Source organism: Roseateles sp. P5_E1 (assembly GCF_054049335.1).
Genome location: NZ_JBFUMN010000021.1, coordinates 34,012 through 52,572, shown reverse-complemented (window position 1 = coordinate 52,572; position 18,561 = coordinate 34,012). Strand labels below are relative to the sequence as shown.

Sequence of the window (18,561 nt, the reverse complement as noted above, 5' to 3'; positions counted from 1 at the left end):
TTTCACCCCGCGCTTGAAGCGGGCCGCTTCAGCGAGGCCAGGCGTCGCCAGGCCAGGCCCGTCAGCCCGCCCAGCAGCAGCATTGCGGTCGTTGGTTCCGGCACGGGCGACACATAGGCGTTGCGGAAGTCGAAGCCGCTGCCCAGTCCGATCATTGAGAAGTTCGCCACGGGCGTGCCGCCGGCGTCCCATACCTGCTGCATGCCGCCCCAGGCCAGGGTGTGGCCCATGTCGACCACCGAGTCCGACGTTGCGGCGCCGAGCCCCTGCACGAAGGCGCCTGCGAACGACGCCGCATTGGCCGTCATTTCGAACACGAGGTTGGTGCCGGTCGGAATCGTGAAGGACAGGTTGGCCGAGCCTGTCTGATCGCCGGCGCAGTTTGACTGGCTTGCGGCCATGGACCAGCTGCAGGCGCCTTGCCGCGCATACTGGACATGTGTGCCGGCGCCACTGAACAGCCGCAAACCGGCCTGCCACGACGCGTTAGCGGCGACGAAGCTCGGCGCCGTGGTGTTCAGCAGCAGGCCCTGGGCCGCGTACAGGACCGAAAGATCGATGGTGGCCGACACGTTGAAGAGCGTCCCCGGCGCGGCGCCGGGCACGTTGAAGACGACCACGTCGCGGAACAGTGAAGCCACCGACGACGTGCCCGAGCCGTTCGGGTTGGGGTTGCTGAACTCGAATGCGTTGACGGATGCCTGCGCCTGCGTCGAGACATGCAGGCCACCGGTCTGCGCCCACGCGTACGCCACCGCCCGGCCCTGGACGCTGCCCGGCACCAGCGGCCCGGCGATGTCGGCTTGCTGGCTGATGAACGACGGCAGCGGCGGTTTGGATGAGTTGACGACGGCACCGGCGGCGGGCGGCTGCACCGGGGACGCGAAGCCGAAGGCGTTGGCACTCACGTTGGTCTCGGTGTAGTACAGGCTTTGGGCCGAGACGGCGCAAGGGGCCGAGCAAGCGATGCCAATCAGGGCAAGCAGGGCTCGACCGAGAGGGGTGCGGTGGGTCATGGCGTTACCTTCGGGTTGCCGACAGGGATCGGCTGGCGCCCGCCACCCGAAGGCCGAATGTAGCGGCGGCCCCGGCAGCCGGGCGGTCGGCGCGTCCCCTGGTGGCAGCCGCAGCGCCCCCGTGGTCGGGGGGCTCAAGGACTGGCGGCCCGGCCCCTACTTCTTCTGCGCTGGCCTGTGGATCATCGTCCGCTGGAACCATGCCTCGTTCATCCGTGCCAGGAATTGCGCATTGATCGGAAAGCCGCAGCCGTCGCCGAGCACGGCCTCGGAGCCGCAATGCGGGCACATCGCTGTCTGCTCGTTGATGGCCTTGGGATCGTCGATGTTCTGCACCGTCAGGCCGGTCCAGCCGACGATGTCATCGGGCTTGAAGATGCCGACACAGTTGCAGCAACCGCAGACCTTGCTGGCCTCGATCTGGGCGTAGTTGTTGGTCGTGTAGCGGTAGGCGGCGAGCAGTTCGTTCATGGCAGGTCCGAGGACAGGTTTGAGCTGGAGTGTGGCGCCGCAGCGCCTGATTCGCCATCGCGCTTGTGTGGATCCGCTTTCAAAGATCGGCCGCCGGCGCCACTGATGGGTGCGGCGCGCCTTGCAGCGCCACCAGCGAAGCGTGGATGGCCTCGGCGACCCAGGGTGTCTCGGCCATGGCTGCCTCGTCGATGCCCGATCCGAGCAAGGAAATGCTGATTGACGCCGCCTCGACGATGACGGCCGACATCGTCCTCAGTGTCTCCTTCAGCGCCGCGTCGGCGTGATGCGCCCGTGGCGACGCATTGAGCACGGCGACCGGCTTGCCCACAAAGAGCTCGAAGCTGACCAGCCAGTCCAGCAGGTTCTTGATGGCGCCGGTGACGCCGTGGGCGTACTCCGGGCTGGCGATCAGCAGCGCATCCGCCGCGGCGACCTGGGCATGCAACTGGGCGACGCTGGGTGGCAGGTTCGCCTCCAGGTCCGGGTTGAAGAGCGGAAGCTCACCCACCAATGTGCACACGCTGACCTCCATATCTGGCGGCGCCAGGCACTGGGCCGTGCGCAGCAGCGCGGCGTTGATGGAGGCGGTGCGCAGGCTGCCGCAAACCGCCAGAATTCTCACGACGCGCTGTCGCGCTTCTTCATGGCGCGCCGACCGGCCATGACAGCGAGCACGGCCAAGGCGAGGGGGTAGCCGGCCACGTCGAGCCCGGCGAACTGCCGCGTGGCGACCAGCGTGCAGACAATGAACACGGCGCAGGCGAAGAACAGGGCCGCGATGACAAACCACAGCCCGGGCGTCAACAGCGAGCCGTGTCGATTGGGCCGATTGAAGCTCATGCGACCGCCCACCGAGACAAAGAAGGCCGACAGGGTTCCGATGACCGCGCAGAAGATCAAGGCCGGGGTCAGCGTCGCGCCGCCGCGCGCCGCCAGCGTGAACGTGCTGAAGGCGAGGAGCACCGCGAGCGTGATGCCCAGGAGCAGGGTCACGGCACCGACAGCGCGCTGGACCCACAGGCCGCCGGGTTGATCGGCGATCGGGATTTGAGGGTTGTGGGATGCACGCATTCAATGCTCGCGGTTGTGGTGGAAGGACTATGCCAACAAAGTCAGGGTCGGCCGGATGTTGCCGAGGTGAAAACTCGCCTTGTCGGGCCGCGCCCGGGCCGTGCTGTCCGTCAATGGCGCTGACTTGCCAGCCATGTCGCCGCCGCCCGCTGCTTCTCGACGTCGAACAGGTGCCCACCGGGCGTGGCGCGCGTCTGCAAGCCGGCCCCTCGTCCCCAAGCCTGACCCAACCGTCCCCAAGCCTGCTGCACCGCATCCCACGGAAACAGCTTGTCGTCCGGCGATCCGAACAGCATCAACGGCCTCGGCGCAATCAGCGCTGCCACATCCGGATGATCCAGCTCCGCCGCCAGCCCCGGATGGGCCATGCTGAAGGCAGACTGCCCCACCAGGGTGTGCTCGCCCGGCCGTAGCAGCCCTTCGCGCGTACACATCCAGTGCGCGGCGACGCAGGCCGAGACTTCATCGCAGACGGCCGCCAGCTGCCAGGCGCGGAATGCGCCCATCGAGAAGCCCAGCACCGCGACGCGTTTGCCATCCACTTCGGGCCGCTCGCGCAGCCAGCGGTGCGAGCGCAGATCGTCGCTGGCGATGATGCCAGCCCAGGTCTGGCCGAGCTGCATCAGGTGGTTGGCCAGCGCCTGCTGGTCGTCGCGCACCAGGCCGGGCCGGCTGCGCTCGCCCCAGCCAAGTGCGTCGATGGCCAGCACGGCAAAGCCTGCCTCCACCAGCGTGTCGCCGACGAAGCAGCCGCCGTAATAGCGCTGGGCCCAGGCCTGGGCTGACGGCTTGGGCTGGAGCGGCCGGATCAGCTTTTCCTTGCCGATGTCGAAGCGCGCACCGTGATCGTGCATCACGACGACGGCTGGGTGCGGGCCGGCGCCTTTGGGGCGCAGATAGAGCGCCGGTACGCGGTCGCCGAGTGCGCCGCGCAGCGTCAGCGCCTGGGCCGTGTGGCTGCCGCGGTCTTGCTCGCCGAGCACTTCAGTCGCGAAGTCGTTTCCGACGTCACCCGGCTGCAGGATCAGCCGACGGGCGTTGGCCAGGGTTTCGGCGCGCCAGCCGGGGCCGGGGCGCCAGGCCAGGCGCGGGCGCCAGCGGCGCTGCAGGCCCGCCAGCGTCTCGTCGAGGGCTTCGGCACGGGCGAACACCGGCCACGTGGCCAGTGCAGCAAACAGTTGGCGACGTGCAAGGTTCATGGTCGCCAGGGGCTGCCAAGCAGGCGGCGCTGTGAGAGAGTCGGGCGATGCACCTGCGCCGCCGCGATGCCTGTCTGCTGCTCCTGACCCTGCCTGATGCGATGGCGTGGGCCGACGACAGGGCGCCGCTGCGGATCGGCTGGAGTGACTACCCGCCCTTCCAGAGCAAGGGCGCTTCCGGCAACCCGCAGGGCCTGGACGTGGAACTGCTGGAGTTGATGGCCCAGGCTTGCGGCGAGCATCTGCAATGGTCGCGCCGGCCCTGGGCGCGGCAGGTCCCGGACATCGCCCAGGGCGAACTGGATCTGATGTCTTCGGCCACGCACACCCCGGAGCGGCTGGCGTTTGGCGACTTCACGCTGGCCTATCGCAACGAACGCGTGGCGCTGATGGGCTTGGCGGGCGCAGCGAATCGGCCGCGCCGGCTGGCCGACCTGAAGGGCCGCGCGGTCAAGATCGGCATGATCCGCGGCGTGTCCTTTCCGCTGGCCGTGCGCCGCGAGCTGGAGGACCCGGAGCTGGCGGGCCAGCTGGTGCCGCTGCATGCCAATGACCTGACGCTGTCGGCCCTGCGCGGGCGGCGCGTGGACTACGTCATCGACGACCCCGCCACGCTGCTCTACCGCGCCGCGCGTGAGCCCGGCGAGGCGGTGGAGGTGGTGCTGGAGTTGGCCGTGAGCCCGGTCCATGTCTACGTCAGCCGGCGCACGCTGGAGCGGCGGCCGGACCTGATGCAGCGCCTCAACCTGGGCCTGCAGCGGGCGCGCCAGCAGCCCGAATGGAACCGGGTGCTGGCGCGTTATCCAGGCTACTAGCCACCCACCCATGCCGGTAGCGCCATCGACAGCGCGGGAATGTAGGTGACGGCCAGCAGTGTGGCCAGCAGCGCGCCGTAAAAGGGCGCAATCGATCGCATGACCTGGCCGACGCTGACGCCACCGATCGCGCAGCCGACGAACTGCGTGCTGCCCACCGGCGGCGTGTTCAGACCCAGCGCGCAGTTCAGCAGCATGACGACGCCGAACTGCGTCGGGTCCATGCCGGCCTTCATGCAGATGGGCAGGAAGATGGGCGTGCAGATCAGGATGGTGGCCGCCATGTCCAGGAAGGTGCCGAGCACGAAGAGCAGCACGTTCACCCACAGGAAGATCGCCCATGGTCGGTTGCCGCTGAGTTGCTCCAGCCATTCACCGGTCTTCTGCGGCACCTCATACAACGCCATGAAGTAGCCGAACGCGGCCGAGATGCCGATCAGGAGCAGCACGACGCCCGTCGTCTTGCAGGCCTTGGCGCAAGCCTCCAGGAAGCCGCGGCGGCTCAAGGATTTGTAGGCCAACCCAGTGACGATCAGCGCCCAGCAGACGGCCGTGGCGGCCGACTCGGTGGCCGTGAACACGCCGCTGAGGATGCCGCCCAGGATGATGACGATGACCAGCAGGCCCGGCAGTGCCGCGACAAAGGCCGAGAACACGGCTCCCCAGCCGGGAAAGGCACCGTGCGTCGGGTAGCCGCGCTTTACCGCGACGCCATAGGCTGCGGCCAGATTGGACAGCGTCAGCAGCACCGCCGGGATCAGGCAGGCGAGGATGAGGTTGAAGACGCTGACCGCCGCAATGCCGGCCGTGGCCAGCACATAGATGATGAGGTTGTGCGAGGTGGGCATCAGCGCGCCGACCAGGGCGGCGTGCGTGGTCACGTTGACCGCGTAGTCGGCGTCATAGCCCTCGCGTTTCATCAGCGGGATCATCACCGAGCCCATCGCCGACACATCGGCCAACGGTGAGCCGGCCACGCCGCCGAACAGCGTGCAGCCCAGCACATTGCTCATCCCCAGGCCGCCGCGTACATGGCCCACCAGCCGGTTGGCGAAGTTGACGATGCGCTCGGCGATGCCGCCGTGCAGCATCAGCTCGCCGGCAAAGATGAAGAACGGGATGGCGAGGAAGGAGAAGACCTGCATGCCGCCCACCATCTTCTGGAAGACGATGGCCATGGGCAGGTCGGCCGCGAGCGCCGTCGCCACGGACGACAGTCCGATGGCAAAGGCCACCGGCACGCCCAAGAGCAGCAGCAGCACGAAGCTGCCGCACATGATCCAGAGTTCAAGACCCTCCACCTCAGACTCCCGCTTCTTCTATGGTCTGGCCGCGCCAAAGCGCGATCAGGTGCTCGATGCAGAACAGCACGATGAGCACGCCGGAGATGACCAGCGGCAGATAGTCCAGCCCCTCGGACATGCCGAGCATGGGCTTGGGCTCGGCCCATTTCAGCGTCAGCCACTCCCAGCCCGCGACGGCCATCAGCACGGCGAAGACGATCACGCAGAGATGGATGAGCGCCTCGGCCACGCGCTGCGCGCCCTTGGGCAGCAGCACCACGATGGACTCCATGCCCAGGTGGCCGGCATCGCGCACGCCCACCGCCACCGCCAGGGCCGTGATGTAGAGCACCAGCAGCAGCGCAAAGGGCTCGGTCCAGGTGGGCGAGTCGTTCAGCAGATAGCGGCCCACGACCTGCCATTGCACGCAGACGACGAGGACGACGAGCCCCAGCACGGCCGCGCGCAGCGACCAGCGCGACAGCGTCGCGCAGAGCTTGGTGTAGGCGTTCATTTGGTGTCTTGAATCGCTTTGACGAGGGCTTGGAGTTCCGGCGTGTTGACGAACTTGGCGATGACTGGCTGGACGGCCTGGCGGAAGGCTTCGCGGTCCGGCTCGACGATCTGCGCGCCGGCGGCCTTCACGGCGGTCAGGGCCTTGGCTTCCTGCGCGTCCCAGCGTTCGCGCTCGACGGCGACCGAGGCCTTGGCGGCCTCGCGCAGCTGCTTCTGCTGGTCGGGTGTCAGCTTGTCCCAGATGCGCTTGCTGATGAACAGCCCCTCGGGCGTCATCGAATGCTCGGTGCGGCTGTAGAACTTGGCCGCCTCGAAGTGGCGGAAGCCCTCGTAGCTCGGCACATTGTTCTCGGCCGCATCGATAAGGCCGGTCTTGAGCCCCGTGTAGACCTCGCCGATGGGCATGGGCGAGGGGTTGGCGCCCAGCGCCGTCATGGCGGCCACCCACAGGTCGGTTTGCTGCACGCGGATCTTCAGGCCCTTCATGTCGGCCAGCGTCTTGATGGGCTTGCGCGCATAGACCGAGCGGGCGCCGGAGTCATACAGCGCCAGGCCGACCATGCCTTGGTGTTCGCAGGCCCTGAGGATCTCCTCGCCGGCCGGGCCGTCGAAGGCATGGCGCATGTGGGCCGTGTCGCGGAACAGGAAGGGCAGGGAAGGCACCAGCGTCTTCGGGCACATGGCCGTCAGCGGCGCGAGGTTGACTCGCGTCATCGCCAATGCGCCGAGCTTGACCTGGTCGATGGTCTCCTTCTCGCTACCGAGCGCGCCCTTGTTGAAGACCTTGACCGTCAGCGCGCCGCCGCTGCTCTTGGCGAGCAACTGGCCCAGGTGCTTGACGGCGACGACGGTGGGGTAGTCGTCGCTGTTGTGCACGTCGGCGGATTTCAGCTCCAGGGCCCAGGCTGCGGGGCTGAGCAGCGCCGCAGCGATCAGCGTGGTTTGGATCTTCATGAGGTCTCCTTAGTCGAGAGCGCGATAGCGCAAGTTCGAGAAGCGTGCTTCGCCTTGACCCGCCGCGTAGATCGCCGGGCGCAGGCTGGCGAAGCCGCCCGCTGTGTTGTGGTGGTAGCCGCTGACGTCCATCTGCACCGGGAACTTGGCCCAGGGCTGGCCGGCGTCGGCACGCGAGTACAGCGTCAGCACATGGCGCACGCAGCGCAACCTCAACTGCATGCGGCGCGAGATGCCAGCGGGCTTGGGCACGGCCCGGATGTCCTGCCCGTAGCGGTGCAGCTGCAAGCTCTTCGCATTGGCGCCCATGCCGGCGTACAGGCGCGGGCTGTAGAACATGACGAGGCCGGCTTGCACGCCTTCGTCGAAGTCGAGATCGAACTCCAGCTCGAACGCCGGGTCGCCCTGGATGAAGCCCAGCGGTGGGCTGTCGGCCGGGCCTTTGCCGGTGGCGGTGAGGCGCAGCTTGCCGTCCACAACGCGGGCGCGCTGCGCCTGGCTGCTGCCGCTGAGGAATTGCCAATGGGTTTTCAGCGTCGTGCCGGAGAAATCGTCCGACAGCGCCAGGCCATGCGGTACGGCGTCGCCGCCCTTGGGTTTGGGCAGCGGCGCGCCGTCGTCGGCATCGACATGGAACCAGCCATCGGCACTGAAGCGCGCCGGTGCCAGCAGCATCTGTCGGCCCAGCGTGTGGAAGCTGTTCTCGTAGCCGTGATACAGCATCCACCAATCGCCCGCGGGGCCTTGGACCAGGCTGCCATGACCGCGCGACCACCAGCGCTCGCGCGGTGAGCGGGTGCGCATCAGCGGGTTGTGCGGCGCCTGCTCCCAGGGGCCGTCAAGCGTGCGGCTGCGCGCGGCGATGACCATGTGCCCGGTCGGTGGCCCGGCGGTGCCGCCCACCGCCAGCAGCATGTGCCACCAGCCGCCATGGCGCAGCATCTTGGGCCCCTCGGGCGAGAAGCTTTCGACGTCCCAGTCTTCGGGATAGCGCCAGGGGTCGTAGACATGCTCGATGGAGCCGGCAAGCTTGAGCCCGTCCTCACTGAGGCGCACGCGGTCGCCACCACTGAGAAAGAGCCAGCGTCGGCCGTCTTCGCCGACGACATGCGTCGGGTCGATGTGCTTGCTCAGCCCGAGCGGCACAGGCTGGGACCACGGCCCCTCGATGCGATCGGCCCAGCTGACGAGGATGTCGTTGGGCGAGGCCTTGACGGGCAGATAGAGGTAGTAGCGATCGCCGTGCTTGCACAGGTCCGGCGCCCAGACGCTGCCCACCGCCTCGTGCAGCGCGTTGGCCACCGGCCGCCAGTTGACCAGGTCGCGTGAATGCCAGATCAAGAGGCCCGGCACGGCCTCGAAGCTGGAGTGGGTCAGGTAGTAGTCGCTGCCGTCCTTCAGCACCGTCGGGTCGGGCCTGTCGCCGGCCAGCACAGGGTTCAGGAAGCGACCATCACCCAGGTCGGCCTTGCGCTGGCCCTCAATGCCCTTGGGCCAGGGCTGGCAAGGCGGCAGGTAGGGCTGGCCGGGCGCGTCGGAGCAGTCGGCGGCGCCCCAGGCCGGTGGGACCGCCAGCAGTGCCAGCAAGCCGCGGCGGTCCAGGCTCACTTCGAGACCTGCGTGAACAGCGATTGCCAGCCCGCCTTCGGCGCCATGTCGGCGAGATTCCAGTCGGCCTCGACAAAGGTGCGCTGCGTCGGCTTGCGCTTGGGCAGGCCCTCGGGGTTGTTCTGGGTCTCGTCGTCGATGAGCTGGCCGCGGTCCTCGGCGATGTCGGACAGCTGCTTGAAGTCCAGCGGATCGCGCGCCCAGGGCCGCGAGCCGACGTACAGCGGCAGCAGCTTCTCCAGCTCGCGCGGCGGCAGCCAGTTCAGGCCGGCAGGCAGATAGGGCTGGCGCACGGGAATGATCTCGGCGCTGGTCGTGTAGCGGCCCGTCATCGGCAGGGGTTGGCCCTGGCGGTCGACGGCGAGGTTGTCCTGTTCGTAGAGCTGCACGTCGCCGACGCCGCCCAGTGTGAAGAAGGGCAGGTTGAGCGCCGTGCCAGGGCCGGCGCGGTAGACGTTGCCGGCCAGCGTGATCTTGCCGACCTGGTAAGGCCGGCCCACCCATTCGTGGGCGATCAGGTTGTAGTGCACCGCCCGCCAGCCGGGGTTGTAGATCAGGTTGTTGACCATGGCGCCCCACACGCCGCCCTTGAACAGCGCATTGCGCTCGCGGTTGGACGCATAGACGTTGCCCAGCAGCAGGATCTGCGTGGCGTTGTCGTGGATCAGCGAGCCCTTGCTGTGCTCGCCCTTGATGTGCACGGCCTCGTTCAGCCCCTCGTAGATGAGGTTGTGGCTGTAGGTGATGGCATGCGAGGTGTGGGCGCGCCAGTCGTCGGGGGTGGCGCCCTCGAAGCGATGGCCGCCGACGGAGAGGTTTTCGTCCGTTGCCCAGGAGAAGCTGCAATGGTCGACGATGACGCGCTCGGCGCCGTCACCGGTGGAGAAGCCGTCATGGTCGTTGCCGCTGCGCTTGGCCCGCCCGAAGGCGCCGGGGCGGATGCTGATGTGCTGCAGGATGACGTCCTTGGCAAACACTTCCAGTTCGCCCTTGACCAGCGTGATACCGGGGTCGGGCGCCGTCTGGCCGGCGATGGTGATCTTTCCTTCGCGCAGCTTCCAGCTCTTGCCCGCCAGGTCGATGACGCCGCCCACCTCGAAGACGACGATGCGCGGCCCGGGCGTATCCAGGGCCGCCTTCAGGCTGCCCGGGCCTTCGCCGGCGAGTGTCGTCACGCGAATGATCTTGCCGCCCTGGCCGCCGGTGGTCTGCGCCCAGCCGGCGTGCACATAGGTGGCCGGATGCAGAGGTGCCGTGTTGGTCTGCGCATGGCAGAGCCCGGCCGCCAGGGCCAGCGTCCAAAGAATTCGCATATCGCTTCTTTATCCCATCAGGTCTTGCATCGCCTCGCGCGGGATCAGCGCGCCCGGATGCTGGATGACACGGGCCGCCACTCGGTTGCCGAATGCCGCGCCTGCTGCCGGCGTGGCACCGCGCAGGCGCTGGCTCAGGTAGCCGGCCGCGAAGGAGTCGCCGGCCGCGGTGGTGTCGACGACGCGCGGCACCGCTTCGGTGGCCACGTCCTGCCAGACATGGTTGAGGCCGACGCGGGTCGACAGTGCGCCGCGCTTGATCGCGATCTCGGCCACGGGCAGCGCCTGGGCTGCGGCCACGGCGGTGTCCAGGTCGGCCAGGCCGTGCAGGGCCTGGTGGTCGTCGGCGGTGATGAGGGCGACGCTGGCGGCCGCGAAGGCGCGTTGGTACCAGTAGCGCGCATCGGCCAGCGAATCCCACAGCCGCGGGCGGAAGTTGTTGTCGAAGGCGACCAGCTTGCCCGCGGCACGCATGCGCGCCATCAGCGCCAGTGCACGCTCGCGTCCGGCCTGCGGCAGGATGGCCAGGCTGATGCCCGACAGGTAGAGGGCGTCCAGCCCGTCGGCCTGCTCCTCCAACGCCGTCGTCGCGGTATCGAAATAGGCGCGGGCTGCGGCCTGGCCGCGCCAATAGTGGAAGCGTCGCTCACCGCCCTCGTCCAGCTCGATCAGGTACAGGCCCGGCAGCCGGCCGGGCAGGCGCTGCACGAGACCGGTCTGCACGCCTTCGGCGGCCCAGCGCTCGAGCAGGCCGGCGCTCAGGGAGTCATCCCCCAGGGCGGTTGCGTAGTGCACGCGCAGGTTCGCCCCGCCGCAACGGGCCAGGTAGACGGCGGTATTCAGCGTGTCGCCGCCAAAGTTCTGGCGCAGCTGGCCGAAGGCCTGGCCCTGCAGTTCGAGCATGCATTCGCCCAGGGCGGCGATGGACACCGGCCGGGAGGCGGGCGAGGAAAAAGTGTTCACGGATAAAAATGAAACAGCGGTTCAATAAAGATAGCTTACCCAGTTCATTCCGGGCCACATGGTTTACCCCGCCTGGCGCTGAGGTCGCCCGGCCTGCCTTAGAGTGCGCGCCGCGCGCTCTAAGGCGTGCCARATCATGAAGCCAGGGAGAGCAGATGAAGATGAACCAAGTGCGCGCCGCATGGGCGCTGCTGGCCGCAGCCTTGATCGCCGCGCCGGCCTGGGGTGACTGCAAGCTCAGCCAGCTGGAGATCCCGGTCCGCATCGTCAACCATCGCCCGGTCGGCACGCTGAACCTGAACGGCACCGAAGTGCCCATGCTGATCGACAGCGGCGCCTTCTTCAGCTTCCTGACGCCGTCGGTGGCGGCCCAGCTCAATCTGCGGCTGAGGAGCCTGCCCGCCGGCCTGCGCATCTGGGGCTATACCGGCTCCGTCGAAGCGCGGGCGACGCGCGTGGAGAAGGTGATTTTCCAGGGCACCACACTCAACAACGTCGAGTTCATCGTCGGCGGCAACGAGCTGGGTTCGGGCATCCAGGGCGTCCTGGGGCGCAATTTCCTGTCCATGGCCGATGCTGAATATGACCTGGCCCACGGCGTCGTGAGGCTGATGTTCCCCAAGGGCGATTGCGACAAGACCAACTTTGCCTACTGGGCCGGCGAGGCACCCATCATCGTGCTGCCGCTGGAGGGGGGCTCGCGCGGCCATGACACGGCCATCCAGGTGACCGCCCGGGTCAACGACCAGGACGTGAGGGCGCTGCTGGACACCGGCGCGCCGCGCACCTCGCTGAAGCTGCGCACGGCCAAGCGTGCCGGCGTGAAGGAGTCCGACCTCACGGAAATCGGCCGCGTCGGCGGCGCCGGTTCGGGCAAGGCAAAGGCGTGGACCGGGCCGATCGAGACCTTCGAGTTCGGGGGCGAGAAGATCCACAACAGCCAGTTCGTCATCGATGAGGCCAGCGGGGCCGACCAGGACATGCTGCTGGGTCTGGACTATTTCCTGTCGCACCGCATCTATGTGTCGCAGCTGCAGCGCAAGCTCTACGCGACCTGGAATGGCGGTGCGGTGTTTGCTCGCACCACGCCCGGACAGTACGACCCGCGCTATGYGGCGCGGCCTGATGACATCTCGCCCGACGACGCGGCCGCCCTGGCGCGGCGCGGCGAGGCTTCGGCGGCCCGCGGTGAGTATGAGCGCGCGCTGGAGGACCTGAACCGCGCCTGCGAACTCGAGCCCCTTGCCGAGGCTCACTTCCTGGCGCGGGCGCGGGTGCATCTCTCCATGCGCCAGTTCGCCAAGGCCCAGGCCGACCTCGACGAAGCCCTGCGGCTGCACCCTGCGCTGGACGAGGCTCTGGCCCTGCGCGCCGCACTGCGGGTGTCCAAGGGCGAACGCGACGGCGCGCTGGCCGACTTGCAGGCTCTGGACGCGGCACTGCCGCCGTCCTCGCATCTGCGTGCCGGCATGGCTGACGTCTACGCCAGGCTGGAGCTGGTGCCCGCGGCCCTGCGCCAGTGGGAGCTGTGGATGCCCAGCCATCGCTCGGACAGCGGCATGGCCCGCGTGTTGAACAACCGCTGCTGGTTGCGCGTGCGCCTGGCACTGGACCTGAAGCTGGCCCTGGACGATTGCAAGGAGTCCGTGAGCCTGGACGGCGGCGCCGTGTCGGCCCGCGACAGCCTGGGCTGGGCCTATCTGCGTCTGGACGACGCGTCGCGCGCCCTCAAGGCCTTCGATGCGGCCATCGAGATCAAGCCCCTGCCCATGGCCCTCTACGGCCGCGCGCTGGCGCAACGCCGCCTGGGCAACGAGGACGCCGCCAGGCGCGACCTCGAGGCGGCGCGCAAACAGCGTCGCCACATCGACGACGAGGTCCGCAAGCAGGGCCTGCCCGTCGCCGAGGACGCGCCGGCCTCGGCGAGCGCGGCAACACCCTAGGCTGATATACCCCGCCAGGCCGCCTCGGCCAGCAGCCCCGCATAGGCCGCCGGCTTGGCCTCGCGCCGCCCGGCCAGCCAGCCGCGGCAGTAGGACTCCGCACCGCCCAGCACCAGGGCCGGGATCAGCTCGGCCGGCAGCTCGGCGAGGAGGCCGGCGCGCACACTCTCGGCCAGGCGGGCATCGATGGGGGCATAGCGCGCCTCCAGCCGCTCGCGCAGGGCATCGCCATGCGGCCCCTGGGCCACGGTCTCGCGGGCCATGAAGAGAAAGGCCGCCAGCTCGGGCAGGGCGGTCACCCAGTCCACGTAGGCGGTCACCAGCTCAACAACCACTGCCTGTGCATCGGCGACGGCCTCGGTGCGTGTGGCGATGGCGCGGCTCTGATCATCGAAGCCGGCGAAGAACAGGGCCGCCGCCACGCCTTCCTTGTTGCCGAAGTGGTGGTAGATCGTGCCCACGCTCTGGCCGCTGCGCTGGCGCAGGTCCTCGATGGTGGCGGCCTCGATGCCGCGGGCGTTGAAACAGGGCAGGGCGTGCGCGAGCACCGCGCGCCGGCTGGCGCCGCGCTCGCCGGGCGAAGCCAGCTTGAAAACCTGGTTCAGGCGGCTGGTGGAACCACGGGGCTTGCTCATTAGAACAATATTCTAGAATCGTTCGGCGTTCACGCGAAGAGGATGACAGGCGATGCAACTGCCGAATCTGCTGGCGTCCCGACGGGGGCGTATCGCGGCGTTCTTCCTGATGTACCTGACCGAGGGCCTGCCCATCGGTTTCGCGTCGACCACCGTTGCGACCCAGCTGCGCCGCCAGGGCGCCAGTGCGGGCGAGATCGGCGCCTTCATCGGCTTCGTGTTGCTGCCCTGGGCCTTCAAATGGGCCTATGGCCCCTTCGTCGACCTGATCGCGTCCAGGCGCCTGGGCCCGCGCCGAGGCTGGATCCTTGGCGCGCAGCTGATGATGGTGCTGACGCTGCTGGCCCTGACCGGGCTGGACCTGACCACCCAGCTCGGCCTCTTCACGGCAGTGCTGGTCGTGCACAACCTGTTTGGCGCCGTGCAGGACGTGGCCGTCGATGCGCTGGCCGTGACGACGCTGCCCGAGCATGAGCGCGCTTTCGCCAGCGGCATGATGTTCGGCGGGCAGTCGCTGGGCGTGCTGATCGGCGGCGGCGGGGCCTTGTTGCTGATCGGGCGCATCGGTTTCGACACCAGCATCGTCCTGCTGGCCCTGGCGATCCTGGCGGTGATGACGCTGGTGGTGTGGCCGATGCGCGAGGAGGTGCCGGCGTCCGCCGCGCGCGGCTCGTTGGCCGCGGCGGGCCGCGAGGTCCACACCTTCCTGCGCGAGGCGCTGCAGGCCCTGCTGGGTTCGCGCCTGGCCTTTGCCGGCCTGCTGTTCGGCCTGCTGCCCATCGCGGCCATGGCTCTGTCGCGTGGGCTGCAGGCCAACCTGGCTGTGGACCTGGGCCTGTCCAACGAGCGCATTGGCTGGCTGGCGACGGTCTCGCAGGCTGCCACTGCGGTGACCTGCATTGCCGGGGGCTGGTTGTCTGACCGAGTGAACCTGCGCCGCGCGATGGCGGTCTACGTGGCGCTGCTGAGCCTGCCCGGCCTGTACCTGATGGCCGAGCTGCAGCGCCACGGCTGGGGGCCGGGCCAGGCCGCACCCGCTGCGCTGGTGACGACCTTCTTCGCCACCGTCGTCATCTACCACCTGCTGTTCGGCTTCATCTACGGCGCGCGGGTGGCCCTCTTCATGGGCATCACCCAGCCGGCCGTGGCGGCCACGCAGTTCGCCGCCTACATGGCGCTGACCAATCTCTCCATCACCTACAGCGTCGTCTGGCAGGGCTATGCCGTCCAGCATTGGGGTTATGCCGCGACGCTCGGCCTGGACGCCCTCGTCGGCCTGAGCTGCCTGTTGTTGTTGCCTCTGCTCCATATCAAGAAGTTCTCTCCATGAATCTCGTCATCAACGCCCTGGGTGTCCTCGACAACCCGAACATCCGCATCCAGCCCAGCGCCGGCGACCGCAGCGCCATGGCCTACACCAGCACCGGCCAGGGCGTCGACGAGCGCTCCCTGGGCGACGCTCGCGCGGCCGGCCTCACGGCCGTCAACATCACGTTGGGCCACGTGGCCGGCAGCGCCGAACCTTTCGAGGCGACGGTGGCCGACATCGCCGGCTGGGACGCCTTCATCCGCGCCAGGCCTGCGGTGCTGCGCAAGGTACATACGGCGGCAGACATCGACGCGGCACGCGCGGGCGGCCAGATCGGCGTCATCTACGGCTTTCAGAACACCGAGATGCTGGGCGACAAGGCCGAGCGTATCGCGCTGTTCGCCAACCTCGGCGTGCGCGTCATCCAGCTGACCTACAACGGCCGCAACGCCGTTGGCTGCGGTGCGACGGTGCCCGACGACACCGGCCTGAGCGGCTTTGGCGCAGAGGTCGTCGAGCGGCTGCAGGCGCTGAGCGTGCTGGTCGACCTCAGCCACAGCAGCGAGCAGACCTGCCTGGACGCGCTGCGTGTCGCGCGCCGGCCGCTGGCCATCACCCACAGCGGCTGCCGCGCCGTGGCCGACCACCCGCGCAACAAGAGCGATGCCGAGCTGCGCCTGCTGGCCGACAAGGGCGGCGTGGTCGGGCTGTACTTCATGCCCTATCTGCGCCTGGCCGGCCAGCCCATGGCATCGGATCTCATCAATCATCTGGAGCACGCCATCGACGTCTGCGGCGAGGATCATGTCGGCCTCGGTACCGACGGCGGCACCACGGCCGTCGACGACCTGGACGCCTACCGCGCCATGCTCGCCGCCGAGACGGAGCTGCGGCGCAGCATGGGCATCGGCGCGCCGGGCGAGACGCCGGACGTCAGCCTTTTCCTGCCCGATCTCTGCGGGCCGATGCAGTTCATCGAGTTGGCGCAATTGTTGGCCGCTCGTGGACACCCGGCGAGCCGCATCGACAAGATCTTGGGCGGCAACTTCCGCCGCCTGATGGGCGAGGCCTGGCAATGAAGTGGTTCGCCGTCGCGCTTGTCTTTATCGCCGCGTCGGTCAGCGCACGTGACGACCAGGTCCAGATCCACGGCAACCCGGCCGGCACGCAGACGCTGACCCAGCCTGAGCCCGGCGTCACCGCGGCTGACTACCGCTTCAACGACCGCGGCCGTGGCGATGTCATCCAGGCGCGTTGGCGGCTCGACGCCAATGGCCTGCCGATACGCTACGAGGCCAGCGGCAACGACTACTGGAAGGTCGAGTTCAGCGAGCATTTCGAGCGCGATGCGGCCGGCCTGGCGCGCTGGAAGAACCGCATCGAAACCGGTGAAACGCGCTCGGCCGGTTTCTACCTGCCGGCCAATCCACCACCCGAATTCATGGGCGTGCTGACCCGCGCGCTGCTGAAGGCGCCGGGGCGTCGGCTGAAGCTGCTGCCCGCCGGCGAGGCCTGGCTGGAAGGCGGTGCCGACGTCGACGTGGTGGGGCGCAAGCTGACGCTCTATCGCATCGGTGGCATCGAATTCACGCCGGTGCCTGTCTGGCTGGATGACAGGGGCGACACGGCCGGTGTCATCGACGACTGGTTCGAGGTGCTGGAGGCCCCGCTGCTGCCGGCGTTGGCGGAACTGCAACGCGCCCAGCAGGCCGCCGACCAGGCCTGGCATGCGGCGCTGGCGCGGGCGCACACGCACAAGCCGCCGGGCGCGCTGCTGATCCGCGGTGCACGCCTGTTCGATCCCGTCACGGGCATCGCGCGCCCCGGCATGAGTGTCCTCGTGCGCGGCGAGCGCATCGTGCGTGTTGAGCCCGATGCCGATCTCGACGTGCCGCCCGGTGCCGAAGTCATCGCCGCGAATGGCCGCTTCCTGATGCCCGGGCTGTGGGATGTGCACCAGCACTTCAGCAATGTCGATGGCGTCTTCGACCTGATCGCCGGCGTGACCAGCGCGCGGGACATGGCCAATGACAACCAGCCGATGCTGGCCCGCGTGAAGCGCTTCAACGCCGGCACGGAGCTGGGCCCGCGCGTGACGCTGGCCGGCATCATCGAAGGCATCGGTCCGCTGGCCGGCCCAACCGACGTCAAGGTCGATACGCCCGAGAAGGCCCGCGCCGCCGTGGACTGGTACGCCGACCACGGCTATGCCCAGGTCAAGATCTATTCGTCCTTCAGCCCGGCGCTGGTGGCGACGGTGGCTGACCGCGCCCACGAGCGTGGCCTGCGTGTCAGCGGCCATGTGCCGGCCTTCACCTTTGCACGCGCCTTCGTTGAGGCCGGGGCCGACGAGATCCAGCACCTGAACTTCATCCTGCTGAACTTCTTCCCCGATGTGAAGGACACGCGCACGCGGGACCGCTACACGGTGCTGGCCGACCGCCTCGCGCAGTTCGACTTCAATGACGGCCGCTTCACGGATTTCGTCGCCTTCCTGCGCCAGCACCAGACCGTCCTGGACCCGACGATGGTCGTACTGGAGGGCCTGTTCTCCGGCGAACCCGCGCGCGCCGCGCCGGCGCTGCGGCCCGTGGTGCAGCGCTTCCCGACGGTGGTGAAGCGCCGCCAGCTGTCGGGGGCCGTCGCCGTGCCAGCGGGCAAGGAGGCCGTCTATGCCCAGGCGCTGCCAGGCCTGCTGCGCATGCTCAAGCGCCTGTACGAGGGCGGTGTGACGATCATGCCGGGCAGCGACGGCTTCTCCGGCTACAGCCTGCACCGCGAGCTGGAGCTGTACGCCCAGGCCGGCATTGCCAATGCCGAGGTGCTGCGCATCGCCACGCTGGTGCCGGCGCGCGTGCTCGGTGTCGAGAAGGAGCGCGGCAGCATCACGCCGGGCAAGCTGGCCGACATGATCCTGGTCGACGGTGATCCGCTTGCCAACATGAGCGACATCCGGCGTGTCTACCGCACCATCAAAGGTGGCCAGGTCTATGACCCGGCTGCACTGGAGCAAGCAATGGGAATGACGCCACGATGAAGATCGAACGATTCAACAGCGGCCAAGTCGTGCCTGCTACCGTGCCCTTTCCCGAGGGCGTGCGCGTCGGCAACATGCTCTATCTGTCGGGCCAGCTCGGCAACGTGCCCGGCCAGCTCAAGCTCGTCGATGGCGGCCTGCGGGCCGAGGCGCGCCAGACGCTGGAGAACATCCGCACCGTGCTGCGCGGCCAGGGGCTGGACTTGCAGCACCTGGTTCGCTGCACCGTGATGCTGGCCGACATGGCCGACTGGCCGGCCTTCAACGAGGTCTACCGCGAGTTCTTCGGCAGCACGCCGCTGCCGGCGCGCAGTGCACTGGGCTGCAACGGTCTGGCCTTGGGCGCGCGTGTCGAGATCGAGTGCATCGCGGCGGACGAGTCCTGACGACTTAGGGGTCATCCTCAAGTCAGCTATTGGTCCCGG

General features: G+C 68.5%; 18 protein-coding genes. 6 read left to right on the top strand and 12 right to left on the bottom strand.

All coding sequences use genetic code 11. The features are described from left to right. Positions 1-2: 2 nt before the first annotated feature. The 5 genes from ACXJKJ_RS17035 to ACXJKJ_RS17015 all read right to left on the bottom strand — a co-directional run bounded on the left by ACXJKJ_RS17035 (position 3) and on the right by ACXJKJ_RS17015 (position 3,760). The gene (locus ACXJKJ_RS17035) at positions 3-1,016 is read right to left on the bottom strand and encodes a PEP-CTERM sorting domain-containing protein (RefSeq protein WP_457391193.1); all 1,014 of its coding nucleotides are present in this window, start codon (positions 1,014-1,016) and stop codon (positions 3-5) included. 156 nt (positions 1,017-1,172) lie between these two features. After that, the gene (locus ACXJKJ_RS17030) at positions 1,173-1,487 is read right to left on the bottom strand and encodes a hypothetical protein (protein ID WP_457391191.1); all 315 of its coding nucleotides are present in this window, start codon (positions 1,485-1,487) and stop codon (positions 1,173-1,175) included. A gap of 79 nt (positions 1,488-1,566) precedes the next feature. After that, the gene (locus ACXJKJ_RS17025) at positions 1,567-2,112 is read right to left on the bottom strand and encodes an NADPH-dependent FMN reductase (protein ID WP_457391190.1); all 546 of its coding nucleotides are present in this window, start codon (positions 2,110-2,112) and stop codon (positions 1,567-1,569) included. Further along, positions 2,109-2,483 carry a hypothetical protein gene (locus ACXJKJ_RS17020; protein WP_457391189.1) on the bottom strand — a complete coding sequence of 125 codons (375 nt, stop codon included), beginning with the start codon at positions 2,481-2,483 and terminating at the stop codon, positions 2,109-2,111. The genes ACXJKJ_RS17025 and ACXJKJ_RS17020 overlap by 4 nt, the downstream gene beginning before the upstream one ends. Before the next feature lie 188 nt (positions 2,484-2,671). Continuing rightward, the gene (locus ACXJKJ_RS17015) at positions 2,672-3,760 is read right to left on the bottom strand and encodes a dienelactone hydrolase family protein (RefSeq protein WP_457391187.1); all 1,089 of its coding nucleotides are present in this window, start codon (positions 3,758-3,760) and stop codon (positions 2,672-2,674) included. Positions 3,761-3,807: 47 nt separating this feature from the next. Between ACXJKJ_RS17015 and ACXJKJ_RS17010 the strand changes: the two genes are divergently transcribed. Continuing rightward, positions 3,808-4,575, top strand: coding sequence for a substrate-binding periplasmic protein (locus ACXJKJ_RS17010; protein ID WP_457325595.1), 768 nt, complete (start codon positions 3,808-3,810; stop codon positions 4,573-4,575). Here ACXJKJ_RS17010 and ACXJKJ_RS17005 read toward each other — a convergent pair. The 6 genes from ACXJKJ_RS17005 to ACXJKJ_RS16980 are packed head-to-tail and all read right to left on the bottom strand — an operon-like array spanning position 4,572 to position 11,212. Next, the gene (locus tag ACXJKJ_RS17005) at positions 4,572-5,852 is read right to left on the bottom strand and encodes a TRAP transporter large permease (RefSeq protein WP_457391222.1); all 1,281 of its coding nucleotides are present in this window, start codon (positions 5,850-5,852) and stop codon (positions 4,572-4,574) included. The two genes, ACXJKJ_RS17010 and ACXJKJ_RS17005, sit on opposite strands and share 4 nt — an antisense overlap. Before the next feature lie 25 nt (positions 5,853-5,877). After that, positions 5,878-6,372 (bottom strand): TRAP transporter small permease, encoded by a 495-nt coding sequence (locus tag ACXJKJ_RS17000; protein WP_457391185.1) that lies wholly within the window; start codon positions 6,370-6,372, stop codon positions 5,878-5,880. Further along, positions 6,369-7,328, bottom strand: a complete 960-nt coding sequence (locus tag ACXJKJ_RS16995; protein ID WP_457391184.1) for a TRAP transporter substrate-binding protein — start codon at positions 7,326-7,328, stop codon at positions 6,369-6,371. The genes ACXJKJ_RS17000 and ACXJKJ_RS16995 overlap by 4 nt, the downstream gene beginning before the upstream one ends. A gap of 9 nt (positions 7,329-7,337) precedes the next feature. Beyond that, entirely contained in the window at positions 7,338-8,936 is a 1,599-nt protein-coding gene (locus ACXJKJ_RS16990; protein WP_457391183.1) for a family 43 glycosylhydrolase, read from the bottom strand. Beyond that, complete coding sequence (locus tag ACXJKJ_RS16985; protein ID WP_457354634.1) at positions 8,933-10,249, bottom strand: pectate lyase family protein; 1,317 nt, start codon at positions 10,247-10,249, stop codon at positions 8,933-8,935. Before ACXJKJ_RS16985 ends, ACXJKJ_RS16990 begins: the two co-directional genes overlap by 4 nt. A gap of 9 nt (positions 10,250-10,258) precedes the next feature. Further along, a complete protein-coding gene (locus tag ACXJKJ_RS16980; protein ID WP_457391181.1) occupies positions 10,259-11,212 on the bottom strand; it encodes a sugar kinase in 954 nt (317 codons plus the stop codon). 155 nt (positions 11,213-11,367) lie between these two features. Here ACXJKJ_RS16980 and ACXJKJ_RS16975 point away from each other — a divergent pair, with 155 nt between their 5' ends. Beyond that, on the top strand, positions 11,368-13,155 hold the full coding sequence (locus ACXJKJ_RS16975) for an aspartyl protease family protein (RefSeq protein WP_457391179.1): 1,788 nt from the start codon (positions 11,368-11,370) through the stop codon (positions 13,153-13,155). Here ACXJKJ_RS16975 and ACXJKJ_RS16970 read toward each other — a convergent pair. After that, complete coding sequence (locus tag ACXJKJ_RS16970; protein ID WP_056197339.1) at positions 13,152-13,790, bottom strand: TetR/AcrR family transcriptional regulator; 639 nt, start codon at positions 13,788-13,790, stop codon at positions 13,152-13,154. The genes ACXJKJ_RS16975 and ACXJKJ_RS16970 overlap by 4 nt on opposite strands. A gap of 52 nt (positions 13,791-13,842) precedes the next feature. Here ACXJKJ_RS16970 and ACXJKJ_RS16965 point away from each other — a divergent pair, with 52 nt between their 5' ends. From ACXJKJ_RS16965 to ACXJKJ_RS16950, 4 genes are read left to right on the top strand one after another with little or no spacing between them, the layout of a single operon-like run. Continuing rightward, positions 13,843-15,120, top strand: coding sequence for an MFS transporter (locus ACXJKJ_RS16965; RefSeq protein ID WP_457391177.1), 1,278 nt, complete (start codon positions 13,843-13,845; stop codon positions 15,118-15,120). Beyond that, positions 15,117-16,178, top strand: a complete 1,062-nt coding sequence (locus ACXJKJ_RS16960) for a dipeptidase (RefSeq protein ID WP_457391175.1) — start codon at positions 15,117-15,119, stop codon at positions 16,176-16,178. Before ACXJKJ_RS16965 ends, ACXJKJ_RS16960 begins: the two co-directional genes overlap by 4 nt. After that, positions 16,175-18,136 (top strand): amidohydrolase family protein, encoded by a 1,962-nt coding sequence (locus ACXJKJ_RS16955; protein ID WP_457391173.1) that lies wholly within the window; start codon positions 16,175-16,177, stop codon positions 18,134-18,136. The genes ACXJKJ_RS16960 and ACXJKJ_RS16955 overlap by 4 nt, the downstream gene beginning before the upstream one ends. Further along, positions 18,133-18,522 carry a RidA family protein gene (locus ACXJKJ_RS16950; RefSeq protein WP_082532658.1) on the top strand — a complete coding sequence of 130 codons (390 nt, stop codon included), beginning with the start codon at positions 18,133-18,135 and terminating at the stop codon, positions 18,520-18,522. Before ACXJKJ_RS16955 ends, ACXJKJ_RS16950 begins: the two co-directional genes overlap by 4 nt. Positions 18,523-18,561: the final 39 nt, after the last annotated feature.